Annotated in this window: 11 protein-coding genes; 9 read left to right on the top strand and 2 right to left on the bottom strand. The window is 43.0% G+C overall.

Annotated elements, in window-relative coordinates; translation table 11 throughout:
- Positions 1-831, bottom strand: coding sequence for an N-acetylmuramic acid 6-phosphate etherase (gene murQ, locus GJV22_RS14555; protein WP_238480342.1), 831 nt, complete (start codon positions 829-831; stop codon positions 1-3).
- A gap of 715 nt (positions 832-1546) precedes the next feature.
- Between murQ and GJV22_RS14550 the strand changes: the two genes are divergently transcribed.
- Positions 1547-2995, top strand: a complete 1449-nt coding sequence (locus GJV22_RS14550; RefSeq protein WP_163715244.1) for a sodium:solute symporter — start codon at positions 1547-1549, stop codon at positions 2993-2995.
- Here the strand turns inward: GJV22_RS14550 and GJV22_RS14545 are convergent.
- The gene (locus GJV22_RS14545; protein WP_163715240.1) at positions 2992-4104 is read right to left on the bottom strand and encodes an anhydro-N-acetylmuramic acid kinase; all 1113 of its coding nucleotides are present in this window, start codon (positions 4102-4104) and stop codon (positions 2992-2994) included. The two genes, GJV22_RS14550 and GJV22_RS14545, sit on opposite strands and share 4 nt — an antisense overlap.
- 309 nt (positions 4105-4413) lie before the next feature.
- Between GJV22_RS14545 and GJV22_RS14540 the strand changes: the two genes are divergently transcribed.
- The 8 genes from GJV22_RS14540 to GJV22_RS14505 all read left to right on the top strand — a co-directional run bounded on the left by GJV22_RS14540 (position 4414) and on the right by GJV22_RS14505 (position 21135).
- Positions 4414-7365, top strand: a complete 2952-nt coding sequence (locus GJV22_RS14540; protein ID WP_163715237.1) for a SusC/RagA family TonB-linked outer membrane protein — start codon at positions 4414-4416, stop codon at positions 7363-7365.
- Positions 7366-7379: 14 nt separating this feature from the next.
- Positions 7380-8711 (top strand): RagB/SusD family nutrient uptake outer membrane protein, encoded by a 1332-nt coding sequence (locus GJV22_RS14535; protein ID WP_163715234.1) that lies wholly within the window; start codon positions 7380-7382, stop codon positions 8709-8711.
- A gap of 67 nt (positions 8712-8778) precedes the next feature.
- On the top strand, positions 8779-10707 hold the full coding sequence (locus GJV22_RS14530) for a serine hydrolase domain-containing protein (RefSeq protein ID WP_163715232.1): 1929 nt from the start codon (positions 8779-8781) through the stop codon (positions 10705-10707).
- Positions 10704-11813: an acyltransferase family protein gene (locus tag GJV22_RS14525; protein WP_163715228.1), complete on the top strand. Its 1110-nt coding sequence runs from the start codon at positions 10704-10706 to the stop codon at positions 11811-11813. Before GJV22_RS14530 ends, GJV22_RS14525 begins: the two co-directional genes overlap by 4 nt.
- A 64-nt stretch (positions 11814-11877) precedes the next feature.
- Positions 11878-14871 (top strand): glycoside hydrolase family 3 N-terminal domain-containing protein, encoded by a 2994-nt coding sequence (locus GJV22_RS14520; RefSeq protein WP_163715225.1) that lies wholly within the window; start codon positions 11878-11880, stop codon positions 14869-14871.
- A 362-nt stretch (positions 14872-15233) separates the two neighbouring features.
- Positions 15234-18299, top strand: a complete 3066-nt coding sequence (locus GJV22_RS14515) for a SusC/RagA family TonB-linked outer membrane protein (RefSeq protein ID WP_163715222.1) — start codon at positions 15234-15236, stop codon at positions 18297-18299.
- A gap of 11 nt (positions 18300-18310) precedes the next feature.
- Positions 18311-19882: a SusD/RagB family nutrient-binding outer membrane lipoprotein gene (locus tag GJV22_RS14510; RefSeq protein WP_163715220.1), complete on the top strand. Its 1572-nt coding sequence runs from the start codon at positions 18311-18313 to the stop codon at positions 19880-19882.
- A gap of 83 nt (positions 19883-19965) precedes the next feature.
- Positions 19966-21135 (top strand): C40 family peptidase, encoded by a 1170-nt coding sequence (locus GJV22_RS14505; RefSeq protein WP_163715217.1) that lies wholly within the window; start codon positions 19966-19968, stop codon positions 21133-21135.
- Positions 21136-21143: the final 8 nt, after the last annotated feature.

Raw genomic sequence — 21143 nt, 5'->3', positions numbered from 1 at the left:
TTAGTTTTTGTCGTATGCTTCCAATACCTTGTTCACCGAGCCGTGAATAAGCAGCAGTCGTCTTGATTTATCCTCGTCAAAACCCAGTTCTTCCATTATCATGCGGGTGCCGCGTTGAACCAGCTTTTCGTTCGTGAGCTGCATGTTGACCATTCGGTTGCCTTTTACGCGTCCCAGTTTGATCATGAGTGTGGTGGTGATCATGTTCAGGATCAGCTTTTGTGATGTGCCGGATTTCATACGGGTGCTACCCGAAACAAACTCCGGACCGACAATTGCCTCGATGGCAACATCGGCATTATCTGCCAGTTCGCTGTTTGGGTTATTGGTAATACATCCGGTGAGAATTCCATTTTTCCGGGCTTCGCGCAGCGCGCCGATAACGTATGGTGTTCGCCCCGAAGCAGCAATGCCGACAACTGTGTCCAACTCGTTTATATTGAACGATTGGAGATCTTTCCAACCCAACTCTTCATTGTCTTCCGCGGCTTCTACTGCCTTTCGAATTGCCTGGTCTCCGCCAGCAATCAGTCCAATAACAATATCGTAACCAACTCCGTACGTCGGTGGAATTTCCGACGCGTCCAGAATTCCTAGCCGACCACTGGTACCCGCTCCAACATAAAATAACCTGCCTCCTTTTTTGACACGCTCAACAATTTGAAGGACTAGCTCCTCAATTTGCGGAATCGTTTGATGAACCGCAGGCAATACTTTTCGGTCTTCGTCGTGAATGCATTCTAATAATTCTCTCACCGACTTTTCTTCCAAATTGTTGTAAAGTGAATCTGATTCTGTAATGCTTTCTTTGGTCATAAATATGTGATTCATTTCGTTATCTGGCTTTTTTGATTTCAGCTCAGTCTGTCCTTTTGTTTTTAACGTCAATACCTTAAAAAGGTACTATATCTTGTTATAACGCTATTTTGAGTTGAGGTTTCAGTTTTAGCAAAAACAGATGTTTCCCTCTTTCTCTGACAGGTATTTTAGTGCTTGAATTTTGAGCGCAGCTTTTGTCGAATTGTTTTACGCTGGAACCTAGGGCAAATATATTCTATTTCTGTTATAAACAGGCAGGGTGTAACATGTATTACATGTAAAGTTTTGTAATTTTTTAATGTTAAGTTAAGAGGGCGTTATTGATTGCTGTGGGCTTCTTTATTTCGCTTAAATGTTAGTTGCGCGCTCTAAATGTATAGGATATGGCGATAATTTTGGCTTTTTATTGTTTGTGAATCGGGAGTGTTTAATGCTTCATCCGATAACTGCATGTTTTATATCGAAAAGACCATATTTGTCTTATAGTCGATTCTTTCTGGTTTTAAGTATTAAATATTGATTCTTTTTGTTTGCATTGGTTTGTTGGTACTCCTGAATTTATATATTTGTGAGATGTCATACAAATATAATTATTGAACCATTTTGGATTGGCGTTTAATATGTCAATTTGATTCAAATAGATATCTTCGTTGCTTGCCAGTTTGGTTTTGCAACTTGGCTTGACCTGTATTTGTGTCTTAGTGTGATTTTCTAATATAATTTCGAAATGAGTACATTATTAATTGCGATCATTATCCTCTCTTTTTTTGCAGTATTAATGGGGGTTTCCTGGTTTACTTCGCGGAATGCTGATGGAGAAACCTTTTTTACCGGTAACAGGAGATCGCCATGGTATTTAGTTGCTTTTGGGATGATCGGCTCCACTATTTCCGGAGTTACTTTTATTTCGGTGCCGGGAGAAGTTGGAAGTTCCGCCTGGACTTATTTTCAGTTTTTATTAGGAAATTTTGTTGGCTATTGGGTTATTGCTCTGGTTCTCATTCCATTGTATTACCGACTGAATCTCATTTCAATATACACATATCTTGACCAGCGATTTGGACTCCGATCATATAAGACTGGTGCCTTCTTTTTTCTGGTTTCACAAACGATTGGAGCTTCCTTCCGGCTTTATTTGGCAGCTGGTGTATTACAGATAGCTTTTTTTAATGATTTTGGAATCCCATTTTCGTTGACAGTATTGATTACTTTATTTCTAATCTGGATCTACACCTATAGGGCAGGTATTAAGACTGTTGTGTGGACCGATTCATTGCAGACTGTTTTCATTTTAGGAGCGGTTGGAATTACCATATGGGTTATTTTGAAACAGCTTGATCTTAATTTTGGAGAAATGGTCACGGTTGTCGATAAGCATCCTTACAGTCAAATATTCGATTGGGACTGGAGGTCGAAAACTAATTTCTTCAAGCAGTTTATTGCCGGTGTTGGTATCGTTTTGACAATGAATGGTCTGGATCAGAACATGATGCAGAAAAACCTGACTTGTAAGACCCAAAGGGATGCACAGAAGAATGTTTTTTGGTTCAGTTTTGCCTTTATTATTGCAAATATCTTCTTTTTATCGCTCGGTGTGATGTTGTATTATTATGCGGAACAAACCGGAGTTGATTTACCAGCCCGAACTGATGATCTTTTTCCGCTGCTTGCAATGAAATACTTCGGACCGTTCGCCGGAGCCTTATTCTTGTTGGGAATACTTTCTGCGGCTTATTCGAGTGCCGATTCTGCGTTAACGGCCTTGACAACTTCGTTTTGTGTTGACTTTTTGAATTTAGATACTTCGGCATCAAAGAGCAAGAGGACGCGAATACTTGTTCATGTTGGTTTCTCTTTTTTGATGTTCTTGGTGATTATCGTTTTCAGAATCATTAATAACGAAAGTGTCGTTTCGGCTGTATTCCGGGTTGCAGGCTATACTTACGGTCCATTGCTTGGCCTGTTTTCCTTTGGGATATTAACTAAAAAGCAGGTGAAAGACCGTTTCGTTCCGATATTGGGTTTGGGCTCACCTTTGTTAACCTATGTAATAAATGCCTATTCTGAAACCTGGTTTTGGGGCTACAAGTTCGGTTTCGAGTTATTGTTGCTGAACGGGTTAATCATGTTTGTCGGCCTTTGGTTGTTGTCCGAGAAGAACGGCAAATCTAATTAAAAGACTCCAGTGTCATGGATTGTTCCCAGTAATGCTTTTTGTGATGCTCCCGTAACAGAAGGAAGATTTCCATATTGATTTTTCATCCGTCGCATAGCAAGCCAGGCAAAGGCTATCGATTCGACCCATTGAGGCGGAACGGCAAGTTCGTCGGTTGATACAACCCGCATATAGTTTAGGTTAAACGAAATGCGTTCCAATAAAAATGAGTTGTAGGCGCCACCTCCACAGGCATAAACAACATCGGTTTCTTTGCCTGATTCAATAATTGACTTTGCGATCGTTTGGGCCGTTAGTTCCAGGAGGGTCGCCTGAACATCTGATTCAGAATAACTTTCAATGGCTTTCAGATGGTTCTCGAGCCAATTTAAATTGAATAATTCCCGGCCTGTCGTTTTAGGAGCTGGTTGCTGAAAGTAGTTTTCAGCCAGCAGGTTTGTCAATAATTCAGGGACGATGGTTCCTGATCTGGCCCAAGTTCCGTCGTTGTCGAACTTTTCACCTTTAATTTTTTGAGTCCAGCTGTCCATGAGGCAATTTGCAGGGCCTGTGTCAAAGCCCAAAACATCGTCATCATTTTCGGCTAGCAACGTGATGTTCGCGATTCCTCCCAGGTTTAAGATACACCTTTTCTCATGCGTCGAGTTTAAGTAGGCTTGGTGAAAGGCTGGAGCCAAGGGGGCGCCTCCTCCGCCGAAAGCCATATCCATGCGGCGGAAATCAGTAATCGTTTTTATGCCCGTTTTTGCAGCGATCAAATTGCCGTCACCCAATTGCATCGTAAATCGGTGTTTGGTCTCGGGCGAATGAAATACTGTTTGTCCGTGGCAGCCAATAGCGGTAATCTGAGATTGACTGATTGCTGCTTTCTTGAGTAAGTTATTTACAGCATCGGCATAGCATAGTGCCAGGTAGTGGTCCATCTCTCCGATTTTTTGAAGATCAGTTAGATAAGTGCAAATCAGTTGGTCCAGTTCTTTTTTTAAATCGTCAGGGAATGCTTGGGAGTGACTTTCAATTTTATGTATTTGCTGGTTTTTAAAACTAACCAGGATTGCATCGATGCCGTCCAAGCTGGTTCCTGACATGATACCGATATAATATTCCATAGCTTATTTTTTCTTGTGATATACGAATTTATAAATAATTTGTCATACATGTATCGATTTCAGTTTAAATTGAAGTTTGATTTTGTAATTTTATTGAAAGCTTTCATGTCAAAATGCTTGCTATTTTAAGTAACCTCATTGTTGGTGATATATAATATTGTGTCGGGGTGATAAAATGGTTCTGTTAATTAATTTTTAAAAAAACGAATGATTTTGCAAAAGAGCGATCATGTATAGTTGTAAGATGTAATACAAATTGTTAATATTGGAGAAGTATTACGAGTTTTACATTCTAAAACCAGAAGTCCTATGTTGAAAAAAGTCTTATTATTCGTTTTTTTTATGGCGTTTATCATAAACGTCTTTGCTCAGGAGAAAGTTGTTTCCGGGGTAATAAAAGCCAGTTCTGACGGTAGTACTTTGCCGGGTGTTAATGTGATTGTAAAAGGAACTGTAAAAGGAACTGTAACAGATATTGATGGGAAATACACCATTAAGGTATCTGGATCTGATGCTATTTTGGTGTTTTCCTTTATTGGAATGAAGACACAGGAAGTTAAAGTGACCCAGCAAAACCACGTTGATGTTACAATGGCTGCTGATGCTTTAGGCCTGGAAGAGGTGGTCGTTACCGGAGCAGGTGCTTTGACCAAAAAGAAGCAGTTGGGTAATGCTATTTCTACAATCCCCGCCATCGACATTCAGGAGTCAGGTGCAATAAGTGTTGGAAGCGCACTCTCCGGAAAATTGGCAGGCGCACAGGTGATGCAAAACTCGGGGAATCCATCCGGAGGTATTTCTGTTCGCCTAAGAGGCTCCAGTACTGTGTTGGGGAGTTCTGATCCTTTGTATATTATTGATGGTGTGATTGTAAATAATGAGTCGCGTGAGTTGATTGACTTAGGTGGGTATACGCAGAACAGACTTGTTGATATTGAACCACAGGATATTGAGCGGATTGAAGTTATTAAAGGAGCGGCAGCTGCTGCGATCTATGGATCGAGAGCGAGTAACGGTGTTGTGCAGATTTGGACCAAGCGCGGAAAATCAGAGGATGTATCTATCAATGTTGTGTCGTCGCTAAGTGTTAGTGAAGTTCGCAAACAATTGCCTTATAACAACGTGAATCTAGTTTGGGATGGAGACGAGGCTGTTGCTACCAATCCGGATGGCAGTGCGGTTCAGCGCTACGATTATCAAGACCTAATTTTTAGGACCGCCGTGGGTACTAAAAACTATCTTTCAATCTCAAGAGCGATTGGTGATACGAAATATTTCTTTTCAGCTTCGCATTTCAATAACGAAGGAGTGGTTAACGGAACGAACTTCAAAAGATCAACTGCTCGCCTGCGAATCGATGATCAGTTGTTTCCCTGGATGAATGTAAGTATTGGTACAAATGTTTCATATAACACAAGCCAGAACCAGTTTAATAATGAGGACTTTAATTATGGTCTGTTGACGAGTCTTTTGTTTGCTGACAATACCACCGATATGCGCCCTACCGATGGGGTATATCCAAGTTTTGGTTGGATTACAAACATACAGGAAGCGATAGATCTGGTAGATGCAGAGCAGATTAACAAACGTGTGATTTCTGATTTTAGACTCGCTTTGACGCCTTTTAAAGGGTTCTCTTTAGACTATACGATGGGCTGCGACTACAGTAATTCGCTTGGTAAATTGTATGTGCCTGTAGGTTTCAATACGACTCCGCAGGGTGTGTCGAAAAAGCAAAGTTTGGATGAGATTAAGATCAACAATGATATCAATGCACGTTACCTGTTCAACATTACTGATGATCTGGTGTCCACGACATCGGCAGGTTACAGCTTGCAGTATGAACGCTATCAGATTCTTTCATTATCGGCAGAGAACCTGATTCCTGCTGTTGAATCTTCAAATGCAGGAACAGTGACCGGTAGAAATGACTATAAAGCAGAAAAGTCAATTCGTGGCTATTACTTGCAGCAGACGCTGGGCTTCCGCGATAAGTTATTCCTGACTGGTGCGATTCGTGTCGATGAGTCTTCTGTTTTTGGAGATGATGAGAGAAGACAAACTTATCCGAAACTTAGTGGGTCCTACGTGATGTCGGATAACGATTTTTGGAAAGAAAGTGGCTTTGGGCATATTATGAACACGTTTAAAGTTCGTTCATCCTGGGGTCAAGCGGGGAACATGACAGCGATTGAAGCCTATGACAGATACACCAATTACAATACTGCTTCAATCAATGGGACTACCGGTTTGATTAAGCCAGGTACGCTTGGAAACGAAAATATAAAGCCAGAAAGACAAACAGAGTTTGAGGTTGGTACCGACATGGAATTTCTGGGTGGACGTTTAGGTCTTGAGATGACATACTACAAACAGGATATCGAAGATCTTCTGTTGGAAAGAACTTTGTCACCATCGACGGGAGCTGAGTTTCGGGTAGAAAACGTAGGTACCATGACCAATAAGGGTTTTGAACTGTTGGTGAAGGCTGGTTTGATTCAAAAGAAATCGTTCAGCTGGGACTTGACTGCAACATTCAGTACCAATAAAAACGAAGTGAATGGAATTGAAGGTGATATTATCACCTATGCATGGGGCGAATCTGCAGCGAAAAACGGTTATCCCCTGGGCGTGTTTTACGGTTACTATTATGCCCGCGATGATGATGGAAATATTCTGTTGACTCCTGATGGCTTGCCTCAGCGAGAAAAAGGGCACTATGAAAACAATGAAGCGGTAGCTGATCGCGATAGTGACGGACAGCCTACCGGAGAGAACTTGAAAAAAGTGATTGGTGATCCTAACCCGGATTTTATTGCTTCGCTCATCAATGAAGTTAAGTATAAGAATTGGTCTTTCCGGGTACAATTTGATGCCGTTCAGGGCTACGATGTAATCAGCTGGGATAAACGTATTTTGAACCGTTTCAACGGTGGTGACGGATATGCCAAAGAGCTGTTGGGCGAACGACCAAAAGGCTGGGGGGTTGCCGAATACAGTATTTATGATTCCTTTATTGAAGATGGATCATTTGTCAAACTGCGTGAACTGTCTGTTGGGTATCGCATTAAACCCCAGGTTGACTGGTGTGAATCGATCAAACTCAGTTTGACCGGTCGCAACTTGTTCTCTTTCGACAACTACTACGGGATGGATCCTGAAGTAAATAGGGAAGGACAATCGAATGTTGTAAGAGGTAACGATATGGCTAGCGTACCAATTCCAAGAACAATAATTTTTGGTGTAAATGTTAACTTTTAATCCCCTTGAGAATCATGAAAAAAAGACTTAGAAATATATTACTTGGCTTGTTGGTTGTAGCAACAGTGGCTTGCGACAGTGAATTTTCGAATCCTAACGAGCCGAACGAGGAAAATGCTTACAGCAGTCTTGCAGGTTTTTATGCCGTTTGTGTTGGCTTGAGAACACATTACTCAGTGAGCTCTTTGCGTTATGCTGTGTATGTGCCGGGGATAACTACCCGGGAGATCGGTACGACAAGTACTTACCAAACGCCGATGGACCTTGCCTATGGTGGAACGTCGCTGACAAATATTAATACCGGAGTTGGGAGTTTATGGTCGGCCTTGCTGAAAGATAAAGGGCAAGCTGAAGACATCATCGGAAAGATTGATAACATTACGATGGCAGAAGAAACCAGAAACGGAATTTTAGCTTTTGCCAACTACTTTAAAGCGTTAACGCTTTGTAATTTGTATCAAAACTTCGAGCAATTTCCATTGATGAACTCTGCAGATGGTGATGCTGAGTTTGCCACTGCGAGTGAAGGACTTGCAAAAATGGTGAGTTTGTTGCTTGAAGCGCAGGATTTAGTACAGGCAGGAGTTTCCAGCGACTTTGCATCCAATGTTTTGGGGAACATTGAACTTGACAATTGTATCGAAGCTTTGCTGTCACGGGTTTACCTGTATCAGGGCGATTATACAAGTTGTATTGCTGTGGCCGGAGGAATTGATTTGACATCGATGTCAACCTTTGCGTATGATAATGAAAACTATAACCCGGTGTATGCCTTTGCTGTTGATGGATCACCGTATCTGCTTCCAAAAGACAATTTTGGGTTGACAGGCGATTACCTTCCTGCAGATGGTGACGGTCGATATGACTTTTACCTGGCAGCGCCGGATACGGTGGAACTGGAAGAACTTGGAGGGGCAGCATTGAAGCAGATTAACGGATTTTTTAGTACCTACAGTTCTGAAATTCCGGTTTATCTTCCAGGTGAAATCTTATTGAATATTGCTGAAGCATACGCCAGATCCAGCGATTTATCGAATGCTGTAACTTATGTCAATGCGGTAGTTACTAAAACTGATGATGCTTATGGATTGAATGCGTCATTGGCTGATCAAACTGCCTATTTAAGCAGCTTGTCACAGAGCGAGCTTTTGGAAGAAATTTACAAACAACGATGCATTGAGCTGTTTTTCACCGGTCAACGACTAGTGGATAGCCGGCGCTTTCATCCGGATTTGGATTTCAACCACTCGTCTGATTTGACCAGTGAGCGGAACAGGGATTACTATCCCTATCCTCAAGAGGAAAGAGATAACAATCCGAATTGTCCGGATGATCCTGAAATTTAAAAAATGAACTAAACAGAAAGCCCGGAGCCAAATTTGGTCCCGGGTATTTCTGTTTTAACTTTAAGGAATGCGCATCAATAATCTTTTCCCCAAAATACTACTTCTAATACTCGTCATTGGTATGTCGGCCAATGATAGTAGAGCGATAGCCGTGAAAAATCAGGATGATTTTGGATGGAAGGAGAATGGTGCTAATGATTTCGATAGCGTTCAGGAAAAGGTTCTAAGACAAGTAACAGCCAAAGGAGATGTGGTTCTGCTGAAGAACGACTCTCTTGTTCCTGTCATGCAACTTGGTGATAACAAGATTGCTTATGTCAATTGGTCTGATTCTGCTAGTGATCCATTTCTTAACATGCTTCAAAAATATACCCGTATTGCAGAGATAGCTATTGATCCTCAAATGCTGGCATTGGAAGGCTATGATTCGATTCAAAAGAATCTGGCTGGGATTGATTTGTTGATTGTGAAAATTGGTGATTTGAATGGAACTGTTGGAGCTCTTAAAAAGTCAAAGTTGGAGCAAATAGCCAAGTTGGTGCCGATTGTTTCTTTTGTTCTGGGACAAACAGATCAGGATCTTTCGGGTTGTTCTGATGCTCTGTTGTATAGTTCGTCGACTGATTCGATTGAGCAAACCACTGCTGCACAGATCGTGTTTGGAGGTATTTCTGCCAGTGGTCGGCTGGCTCATGCGTTGCCGGGCTACGGCAAAAACAGTGGATTAGATACACCGCCAGCGCGTCGGTTCGAGTACACAATACCTGAAATGGCGGGCGTCGACGGAGATTATCTAACCCGTGTAATTGATTCGGCGGCTAATGCTGCTATTGCCGAACATGCTTTTCCTGGTTGTCAGGTTTTAGTTGCGAAAAATCGTAAAATTATTTACCACCAATCATTTGGCTATCACACCTATTTTCAGCGAATAAAAGTCAAAAATGACGATGTATATGATCTGGCTTCAGTAACTAAAATCGCCGGTACTTTGCCTGCAGTCATGCAATTTGTTGACCAGGGTAAAATTAAGCTTGATAGCAATTTTTCAGATTATTGGGGTGATTTTAAGAATTCAAATAAAGCACAAATGAAAGTGCGCGATATTTTTGCTCATCAATCGGGTTTGCAAGCGTGGATTCCCTATTGGAGAAGCACGGTTGATTCAACCGGGAACTTCTTACCGGGAATATTCAATACACAACCAAACGATACTTTTTCGGTGCAGGTTGGCAGGCATCTCTATTTGAATAAAAATTACCGGAAAGTGATGTTTCGGCAGATCGTGGATTCGCCGGTTTCGACAGAAAAGAAATACGTTTATTCGGGTTTGCCGTTTTACATTTTGCCCCAGATTATTCAAAATATAACGGGTGTGGCTTACCCCGACTATGTGCAACAAACATTCTATCGTCCTTTGGGAGCGTATAGTCTTACCTTTAACGCGTTTCAGGTTTTTCCGTTGGATCGTATTGTGCCGACAGAGTATGATGACTATTTTCGATTCGGCTTATTGCATGGTTTTGTTGATGACGAAGGGGCTGCGATGATGGGCGGAGTTTCAGGAAATGCCGGTCTCTTTTCAACAGCGAATGATTTGGCCAAACTAATGCAAATGTATTTGCAGATGGGAACCTATGGTGGCGAGCGGTATATCTCAGAGGAAACAATGAAGGAATTTACACGTTGTCAGTTCCCAGAGAATGATAATCGCAGAGGCTTGGTGTTCGATAGGCCCGAGTTAGGCAATGACAGCTTGGATATTGCAACTTGTTATCCAGCTTATTCAGCGAGTTCAGAAAGTTTTGGGCATTCAGGCTATACCGGGACTTTTGTGTGGTGTGATCCTAAGTACCAGTTGGTCTATATTTTCTTTTCAAACCGGGTATACCCAACGCGAAAGAATACAAAAATTTACGATACACATGTCCGTATGCAAATCCATCAGGCCATTTATGATTCGATCAAAAGTTTTGACGATAAATACAGTAAACTATGAAAACGACACAACGCTACCTGGCGCTTGATGTGCTTCGGGGAATAACTATTGTTGCGATGATTACAGTTAACAATCCCGGGAGTTGGGCGCATGTTTACCCGCCGCTATTGCACTCGGAGTGGAATGGTTGCACACCAACCGACTTGGTTTTTCCTTTTTTCCTTTTTGTTGTGGGTGTTTCCATGTTCTTTTCCTTTTCGAAATATGGAAATGTTTTGAACCGCGATTCTTTTGTGCGGGTTCTAAAACGAACGGTACTGATTTTTGCGATTGGTCTCTTTTTGAATTCATTTCCCCAATGGCTAAAGGATTTTTCGCATTTGCGTATTATGGGCGTATTGCAGCGAATCGCGCTTGTTTATGGTTTTGCTTCCCTGATTGTGTTGTCGGTTAAGAAGAATTATCTACCCTACATCTTGGTATTCATTCTGCTAAGCTACTGGGGGATTATTTTTTTCTTCGGAGGGACTGATCCGTACAGCCTCGAAGGCAATATAACCATTCCTTTTGATTCGATGATTTTTGGTGCTGATCACCTGTATAAAGGCTTTGGAATTCCTTTTGATCCGGAAGGACTGTTAGGTACGTATCCCGCAATAGGTACGGCTGTGTTGGGCTATATGGCAGGAGCAGTGATCCAAAAAACGGATAAAGACAAAGTTCCTGTGAAACTGGCGATTTGGGGCCTGGTCGGCCTGGTTGTCGGTTTTGTATGGGGGCAATTTTTCCCAATCAATAAGCCGCTTTGGACAAGTTCATATGTAATCTACGCAGCTGGTTGGGCTTCGCTGGTGTTAGCCATTCTCATTTGGGTCATTGATCTGAAATCGATAAAAAAATGGACCTCGTTTTTTGTGGTTTTCGGCATGAATCCCTTGTTCATATTTGCGCTCTCCGGTTTGTGGACAATATCAATCATCCGGTTGATTAAGTTCGAAAATGGAGCTGGTGAAATGCTTAATGGCTACAGTTGGCTCTATCGATCAGTTTTTGAGCCCCTTGGAGGCCCATTGAATGGGTCTTTGTTGTTTGCGCTGGCCCATGTTGTTTTCTTTTGGGTGATAGGCTATGTGTTGTACCGTAAAAAGATCTTTATCAAAGTTTAAATCAAATAGCTGATAATTATAACCGAATTCTCCCTCCGGTGTATTGGTAGTAAAGTGAGACATTATGAAAAGATATATTTTTTTAGCAATAGGGTTGATTGTGCTCTTTAACTCAAGTTACGCGCAATTTGAGGTGGATGGTTCGGGTCAGGAGCAGTGGGTGGATTCTGTTTTCCAATCCCTGACACCAGATCAGCGGATTGCTCAGTTGATTTGGGTGAATGCTTATGCGAACGAAAATATTGCCGATCAACTTCGTGTTGCTGACTTAATCAGGAAGTACAATTTAGGAGGAGTGATTTTCTTTACCGGTGAGCCGGTTAAGCAGGCGGGGTTGACTAATCTTTATCAGTCAATTGCTAAGACTCCTTTATTTATTGCAATGGATGCTGAGTGGGGCGTCGGTATGCGCCTTCACGGGGTAATTCCTTTCCCTTACAACATGATGATGGGTGCTTCAAACAATCCTGAATTGATCCGGCAGGTTACGAATGAGATGGCGTATCAGATGAAGCGACTTGGGGTGCAGGTAAGTTTTGGCCCTGATGCGGATATCAATACACAACCTTTGAACCCGATTATTGGGATGCGGTCTTTTGGTGAGTCACCTCAGAAGGTTGCCGACTATAGCAGTGCCTATGTGAACGGATTGCAGGAGAATCACATCATCGCAGTTGCCAAGCATTTTCCCGGACATGGGGATACGCAGACGGATTCTCATTTGACCTTGCCGCTGGTCCCTTATTCGCGCGAACGTTTGGATTCGGTAGAACTTTATCCATTTAAGCACTTGGTTGAGAGGGGTGTAACGGGAATAATGTCGGCTCATCTGCATGTTCCACATTTGGATGACCAGGAGGGGATTCCTTCCAGTTTGTCGATTAAAATTATTGATGGGATTTTACGGAGGGAGTGGGGCTACAACGGTTTGGTTGTGACCGATGCCATGAATATGGGGGGAGCAAAAGCTTATGGACAGCCAGGAGAGCTGGAAGCTTTGGCATTGAAAGCAGGGAATGATGTGATTGAGTTTCCAAAGGATGTTGATGTCGCGATTGCCGGAATTAAAAAGGCGCTTGAGGATGGAACGCTTAGTTGGGCGGAGATTAATGAAAAGTGCCTCCGGGTGCTGAATGCTAAATATTGGGCAGGGTTGCATAACATTGAACCGGTTAACACGAAAGACTTGCTAGCAGACCTGAATCGGCCTGAGGCTGAGTTAGTCAAACGACAAATGATTGAAGCCTCACTGACTTTGTTGGAAAATGAAAATGAGATCCTTCCGTTGCAAGGGCTGGATACATTGAGAATTGCCGCTGTGGCTGTTGGGCGGACAAAGCCAACGCCATTCCAGAACATGCTGTCAAAATATACCCAAACGGATAATTTCTTTCTTCCTGAACGATTTACAGCTGCTGATCTGGATGAATTAAAGACTAAGCTGGCTGACTACAACCTGGTGATTGCCGGAATTCACTTATACGAAAGTAAAAGACGTCATTCGATGCAGGTTGGGAATTTGCAAAAAATAAAGCCCGAACGTCCTTATGGATTGACAGATGAAACGGAGAATTTGCTGAACTACCTGGCAGTAGACAAGCAGTCGGTTGAGGTATTTTTCAGCAGTCCCTATGCGTTAGCAGAAGTGAAAGATTTTAAAGCTCCTGCCGGTTTGATTATGGCTTACCAAAACGATTCGCTTGTGCAGGAACTAGCCGCTCAACAAGTATTCGGAGGAATCGGCGCTTCAGGGAAGCTTCCTGTTAGCCTGGGGGATTATTATAAAATCGGCGATGGAATAGAGATTGATCAGGCTGTGCGAATGAAATATACAATTCCGGAAGAAGTAGGGATGAATAGCGAAAAATTGAACCACCGGATTGATTCGCTTATTGCTGATGCGATTGGCAAAAAAGCAACGCCGGGGTGCAGTGTCTTGGCGGCCAAAGACGGTAAAATAGTCTTCAGAAAGACATACGGATTTCATACCTACGATCAACGCATTCCTGTTTCGGAGGACGATTTGTATGATTTAGCATCGGTGACAAAAGTTTCGGGAGCAACACCTGCAATTTTGAAATTAACCGATGAAGGAAAAATCGATATTAACGGTAAGTTTTCCGATGAATGGAAAGATTGGAAGAAAGGCCTGTTTCATCGATCAAACAAGCAGGACCTGGGATGGCGCGAGATACTGGCTCATCAAGCCGGATTGGTGCCTTATCTCAATTACTGGAAAGAAACGGTGAAGGATGGTGAATTAATAAATCGATGGTATTCGGTTCAGGAAACAGGCGATTACCAGCTTGAAGTAGTACCCGGTCTTTACCTAAAAAATAAGTTTAAGAAGCAGATATGCAAAGATATTCGTCTTTCAAAATTGAATCCTTCGGGCAAATATGTTTACAGCGGACTGTGCTTCTTGTTGATTCCGCAGATGACTGAGAATTTGTCAGGCGAGAGCTATGTCGATTTTCTGGATGAAAATTACTATAATCCATTGGGGGCATACAAGATTACCTACAATCCACTTCGAAAGTTTCCCCGTGATCAAATTGTTCCGACTGAATACGATCCCTATTACCGCAAGCAACAGATTCAGGGAACGGTGCACGATGAAGCCGCTGCTGTACTGGGCGGAGTTTCGGGAAATGCCGGACTTTTCGCCAATGCCAACGACCTGGCAAAGCTGATTGAAATGTATATGCAAATGGGCTCCTATGGAGGCAAACAGTATCTTAGTGAGTCAACAATGAAGGAGTTTTCAAAAGTTCAGTTTCCGGAGAGTAACAATCGCCGGGGCTTGGGCTTCGACAAGCCATTGGTGAACAACAGCGAAGTTGATCAGGCGCACAGTTATCCCTGCCCGGGGGCGAGCCCGGAAAGCTTTGGACATTCAGGTTTTACCGGAACATTTGTTTGGGCCGATCCGACTCATCAGCTGATTTACATCTTTCTAAGTAACCGGGTGTATCCTACCAGGGAGGATAATCTATTAGGAAAGCTCAATGTCAGAACCAATGTCCTTCAGGTGTTTTACGACGAGATTCAGAAATAACCTGTATGACAACAGGATGTGTGTGAAGTCCTGAACATTAAGGCGGGTATTTTGGTTATAGTATCTTTAATTTAGGCAAATAGTGACTGGATCAGTCAGATTTCATACTTCTGTTAATATTTTCCATAAAATTTGTAATACATATTACAAAATCCTTGTTTTGATGATTTGAAAAATTAAATTTGATATTTATTAGTGGTATTACTAATGCCAATGTTGAAATCAATGTATTAATTCAGCCATATTGATATCAAATCGGACTTTACTATAGCAAAAATACATTACCCATACTTACAATTTTCTCAGACTAGTACCTACCCCGGTTCTGGTCAATAGTTCTAACCAAAACAAATAGTTGTCTCATGAAAAAAAGATTGATTTTTCTCTTCCTTTCGTGTTTGGTTGCTGTAATGGCAACAGCACAGGACCGAACGATATCCGGATTCGTTCAGGAAAAGGCTACACAAGACCCTCTGCCGGGAGTTACCGTGCAGGAAAAGGGAACTACGAACGGTACAATTACCGATATCGATGGTAAGTTTACCATAGCTGTTAAGCCGGGAGCTGTTTTGTTGATTTCGTTCATTGGAATGGATTCGCAGGAAATAGCTGTTGGTAACGCCACGAATCTCCAAATCCAGCTCGAACCTTCAATGGAGCAGGTCAACGAAGTCGTTGTTACAGCAATGGGCATAAAAAAAGAAACCAAAGCTTTGGGTTATGCCGTTCAGGAAGTGAAAGGAGCTGAGTTGGTTAAAGTGAAGGAGCCCAACCTGGTCAATTCGCTGAATGGCAAAATTGCCGGGGTGAACGTCACCAACTCAGGTGGTGCGCCGGGATCTTCATCGCAAATCATTATCCGGGGTGGAACATCGTTGACGGGCGATAACCAACCCTTGTTTGTGGTTGATGGTATTCCGGTTGACAACTCTGCTGTTGGCGGCGATTCCGGAACAGGTGGTTTAAGCGCAACTTCAACCTATACAGCCAACCGCGGGATGGACTTAAATTCAGATGATATTGAGTCTATTTCGGTATTGAAAGGACCTGCCGCTGCCGCCCTTTATGGCTTGAAGGCTGCTGCCGGTGCTGTTATCATTACAACAAAAAAGGGGAAAAGCGGAGTACCCGAAGTTACCGTTAGTTCGAAAGTAAGATTGGATGTTGTGAACCGTTATCCGGAGCAACAAACCATGTACGGGCAGGGGAATGGCGGTGTTTCTGATACCGGTACTGCCAGTTCTTGGGGTGCGGCAGTTTCAGGGCAAACCTACGACAATATGAAAGAATTTTTTGAACCGGCCTGGTCATACGACGTAACCGGAAGTGTTTCTGGTGGAAATGAAAATGGAACTTACTTCATCTCGATGAATCGTTCTGACCAAAACGGGATTGTTCCAACAACCGATTATTCGAAAAACTCGTTTCGTTTTAACGGTGAGCAGAAAAAAGGCTGGTTTACTATTGGCATGAATACAAACTATGTGTATTCTCAAACCACCAAAACACTTACAGGTGATGGCTTGTACGGTTCTTCCGGTTCGGGGGCTATGATTAGTTTGTACAACTGGCCGGTGAATAATAATATGCAGAATTGGCAACAAGGTGGGAATCGTGTCCCGTTGCTGCCTGATGCTGATCCAAGCGAAGACGTTGACAATCCTTACTGGACGGTTAACAAAAACCCGATTACTGATGATCTGCATCGATTTATTGGATCGGGTTATGCGACAATAGATCCGACAGATTGGTTGACTGCGACCTATCGTTTAGGTGTTGACCACTACAATATGAGTACGCGAAGCATTGTTTATCCGGGCTCAGCAGTTGCTGATCCGTATGATGCAGGTGTGGTGACTGAGACGCAACGCGAGAACAATATTCTCACATCAAACTTTACGATTTCGGCCACTAAAAAGGTGAGCGATTTCAACCTGGGATTAATGCTTGGGCATAACTACGAGCAGACAACCTACTACAGGAACAAACAGCAGGCAATCGGTTTGTTGAGTGATTTCATCAGTATCAATAATGCTGACGAAGACAACAAGAGCTTTTCAAATTACCGTTCAACAAAACGCTTGTATAGTATCTTTGGTGAGTTCTCGGCCGACTACAAAGGAATTGCTTATTTGAGTGTAACAGGGCGTAACGACTGGTCTTCCACTTTGGCTCCTGAAAACCGTTCTTTCTTCTACCCCTCGGTTAGTGGTAGTTTCATTGTATCGCAGTTCTTTTCTGACGAGTTGAAAGAAACCTTATCCTTCGCCAAACTGCGTGCATCGTGGTCTCAAGTCGGTAAAGATGCTCCTGTTTATCAAACCGCGACTTATCTCGATCCGCCTGTTTCGTCTATTGGCGGGGGCTATAAAAACAGCTATACAGGTGGTAATCCGAATTTGAAGCCGGAAACAACTGAATCGACGGAGTATGGTCTGGATATGCGCTTCCTGAAAGGGCGTATAGGCGTCGATTTTACCTATTATGATACACGAAGTAAAGACCAGATTATCTCGCCACGTGTGAGTATGGCTACCGGATATATCTTCCAGTACGTGAACTTTGGTACGGTTATTAATAAAGGGGTTGAAGTTACTTTGACCGGCAAACCGTTACAATCTAAAAACTGGAGATGGGATACAGCTCTGAATATTTCGCATAACAATGGTACGGTTACCGATCTTCCTGATGGCATTACACTGCTTTATGTAACTGATGTGCAAATTGGACCGGCAAAGTCAGCTTCTATTGGCGAGGGTGATTTCCTTGGCCTGACTGGTCAGCGTTGGCAAACGGATGACGCTGGAACCCTGATTCTGGATTCGGACACCGGACAACCAATTACATCAACGGATGCGACTAATATCGTGGGTAATCGTGAGCCGGATTTACTGCTTGGTTTGAATAACAGCATTACCTACAAAAACTGGAACCTGTCGTTCTTGTTTGACATCCGTCGCGGAGGTGATGTTTATAATGCTACCGAATATGCGATGGTTTATTCAGGTACAAGTAAAGAAACCGAAAAACGTGGTCAAACACAGGAGTTCAGTGGTGTTACGGTCGATTCTAATACGGGTGAATATGTTGATGTGACAAGCACAGTTGAGTTGAGTCAAGACTATTATCAGAATACGTATACAGCCGATGCATCGCACTTTATTACCAGTGTGAACTGGGTTCGTTTGCGTTCAGCATCCTTAACTTACTCGTTACCAAAATCATTCTGTCAGAAGCTTGGTTTTGTGAAATCAGCCGATCTTTCACTATCAGGAACAAACCTGTTGTTGGTTACCAATTATGACGGAATGGATCCTGAAGTTAGTGCCGGAGGTTCCGGTGTATTAGGGGCTGGTTCTACTGCAATCGATTATGCAGGTGTGCCGGCAACATCAAGTGTCGCATTCGGTGTAAATATTAAGTTTTAAAGCATTTAACTATGAAAAAGATAACGACAATATTCATCATACTTTTGGGCCTGATCGTTAGCTCGTGCGATTATGATCTGGATATCAATACCTCACCCAATAATTCGCAGGTAGCATCACCTGAGCTTCGCCTACCTTACATTTTAACTGAAGCTTGTGATTTTTACGGAAGTCATGGGACACGGGTTGCTGCAATTTGTCAGCAAATGGGCTATGTGTACAGTCCCAGTGCGCGCTATTACCAGTTGGAAAATTGGCAATTTGCCAACAATGCCGATGCTTGGGTTTGGCAATGTTGGTATGGTTATGCCTGGGTAAACATCGATGAAATGGTTCAGGATGCTGAAGATATGGGGGCCTGGCATTATGTTGGTGTTGGAAAGATTCTCGAGGCTTTTGGTAACGGTGCGTTGGTCGATGCCTACGGATATATTGCTTATCAGGATGGATTAAGCGGTAACATCCAGCCGGATTACGATGATGCCGAGTATGTTTACAGTCAGGTTTTGCCGTTGGTCGATGAAGGTATAGCAGATTTACAGAAAGCACAGAATGACGGAGCACCTGATTTGTCAGCAGGTGATATCATGTACAACGGAGACGTTGACAAATGGATCAAATTCGGATACGGAGTAAAAGCTCGCTTAATGAGCCACTTGTCGAAGAAGAGTGTCGGAACGGGATTGCTGGATTATAATCCCGATGCGATTTTGGATCTTCTGCAGATGTCGTTTACATCCAACGACGACGATGCCGAATATAAATATGAGGAAAGCGATATTTCGGCGCGAAGAGCGATTCAGTATTCAAATATGTCGTCAAGTTATAAGCCTGGAAAACTTTGGATCGACTATTTGCTGAACACTGTTGAGGGCAGCGGAAATAGTTGGAATAGCGGTGTTGAAGATCCACGTGCCGAGAAGTTGATTCCCCGGATTTTGGAAGGTGATAATACCGGTCAATATTCCTTTGGGATTGATTTAACGATCGCTAATACAGACCCGCAATCATCGGATGTGAATTATGTGGGTCTTCGTTCTACTGATGAAAACCAACTCTTCTACACGCAGCAATCTTCGTCTTATTTCTTGATGACTTACGCTGAAGCGAAGTTTATCGAAGCCGAAGTTTATTTCCGCGAAGGTGATAAAGCCAATGCATTGACTGCTTATCAGGCAGCCATCGCGGCTAATATGGATAAGCTGGGAGTTGCCGCAACTGACCGTGATGCCTTTTTGGCAAGTGAAGCCGTGGCGCAAACAGCTGCCGACCTGACCTTGAGCCACATCATGATTCAGAAATATATCACGCTTACATACAGTCCTGAGGTTTGGACCGATATGCGTCGCTGTGATTACTGTATCGGCTCGGATGGCACTTATAACCTGGAGGAAGGTGTTTACAAAGGTTTCAAGCGTCCTGAGTTTGCGTACGAGACAGCTTTTCCAACAGAAACAGATTACATCCGCCGTTATCAGATGGCCTATTACGAGCGATATTATAACGCCGCGAAGGTGACTGATTTAGGTGTTTTCGAAAACAGCTATATGACAGAGCCTGTTTGGTGGGATATCGCAAATTAGTTTTGAGATCATAAAAAGAGGACAGTTGCGCTCTGCATGCTGTCCTTTTCTTAATTTTATAGAATGATATACTGGGGGTATTCATGAAAAATTTAATTCATTCGCTTTTTACAATATTCTTGTTGGTGACCTTTGCATCCTGCGAAACCGACGTTCAGCCGGGGAAGGTGGAACGGGTCACCCGGGAAATAGTCGATAAGTTTGCGCCGGACAAGCGGGTTGCCATTTTTGAGCTTGTTTCGGAAAAACAGGCTGATGGTAATTTGGTACTTAAAGGCGAAACGAACTTGCCGGAAGCTCACGATTTGCTGATTGATACGTTGACTTCTTTAAACATTGAAGTCGTTGATTCGGTCCGAATTTTGCCTGATGAAGCACTGGGTGGCAAGCATTGGGGATTAGTCACATTGTCGGTGATACCGATGCGGGGAAACCCGGCATATTCTGCTGAAATGGTATCGCAAACGATTTTGGGAACACCAGTAAAATTACTGGATAAAAGAGGGGGATGGTATCGCATTCAAACGCCTGATTTGTATATCGGATGGGTCAGTGGAAGTGGTCTGGTCCCGATGACAGCAGATCAAATAGCTGATTGGAAAAGGGCCAATCGGTATGTTTTTGCTGCAATAAATGGTTGGGTACTGGCCGAGCCAAGTTCAGCGGCAGAAACGGTTTCGGATCTTGTTTTGGGGAGTCTTTTTGAAGTTAATAAAACGGTGAATGGATATTTGCAGGTTCAGTTTCCCGATAAGCGGGGAGGCTATGTGAAAGCATCAGAATGCCTTCCTTTGAAAGAATGGGAATCTATTCAGCCTGAGGCCGGAGCAGTAATTGCAACAGCGAGAAAACTTCTTGGAAGCCCGTACCTTTGGGGAGGAACGTCGACCAAAGGGGTTGATTGCTCCGGATTCGTAAAGACTGCTTATTTGTCGCAAGGGGTCATGTTGGCTCGCGATGCCTCGCAGCAGGCTCAATTTGGCGAGGCACTTGATATCACCGACTTTCAATTCGAACCTGGCGATTTGCTGTTCTTTGGAAGAAGTAAAGATCACATTACACATGTGGGATTGTATATCGGTGATGGTCACTTTATTCATTCGTCGGGACGGGTGAAGATTAACAGCTTTAACCCGGATGATGAAAATTATGATCCGCGACGCAAAGTAGAATTGGTTGCTGCCCGCCGCGTGTTGAATTCATTGAACAACGGGCAGATTATACCCATCAAAGAACATTCCTGGTACAACTAGGCAAGAAC

Origin of the sequence: Mangrovibacterium lignilyticum (assembly GCF_010882175.1) — a bacterium.
GTDB lineage: Bacteria > Bacteroidota > Bacteroidia > Bacteroidales > Prolixibacteraceae > Mangrovibacterium > Mangrovibacterium lignilyticum.
This window is presented reverse-complemented; position numbering and strand designations above follow the sequence as displayed.

Coding starts and splice junctions, on each gene's coding strand:
- murQ (WP_238480342.1), bottom strand. CDS start 831: ATGAATCACATATTTATGACCAAAGAAAGCATTACAGAATCAGATTCA.
- GJV22_RS14550 (WP_163715244.1), top strand. CDS start 1,547: ATGAGTACATTATTAATTGCGATCATTATCCTCTCTTTTTTTGCAGTA.
- GJV22_RS14545 (WP_163715240.1), bottom strand. CDS start 4,104: ATGGAATATTATATCGGTATCATGTCAGGAACCAGCTTGGACGGCATC.
- GJV22_RS14540 (WP_163715237.1), top strand. CDS start 4,414: ATGTTGAAAAAAGTCTTATTATTCGTTTTTTTTATGGCGTTTATCATA.
- GJV22_RS14535 (WP_163715234.1), top strand. CDS start 7,380: ATGAAAAAAAGACTTAGAAATATATTACTTGGCTTGTTGGTTGTAGCA.
- GJV22_RS14530 (WP_163715232.1), top strand. CDS start 8,779: ATGCGCATCAATAATCTTTTCCCCAAAATACTACTTCTAATACTCGTC.
- GJV22_RS14525 (WP_163715228.1), top strand. CDS start 10,704: ATGAAAACGACACAACGCTACCTGGCGCTTGATGTGCTTCGGGGAATA.
- GJV22_RS14520 (WP_163715225.1), top strand. CDS start 11,878: ATGAAAAGATATATTTTTTTAGCAATAGGGTTGATTGTGCTCTTTAAC.
- GJV22_RS14515 (WP_163715222.1), top strand. CDS start 15,234: ATGAAAAAAAGATTGATTTTTCTCTTCCTTTCGTGTTTGGTTGCTGTA.
- GJV22_RS14510 (WP_163715220.1), top strand. CDS start 18,311: ATGAAAAAGATAACGACAATATTCATCATACTTTTGGGCCTGATCGTT.
- GJV22_RS14505 (WP_163715217.1), top strand. CDS start 19,966: ATGAAAAATTTAATTCATTCGCTTTTTACAATATTCTTGTTGGTGACC.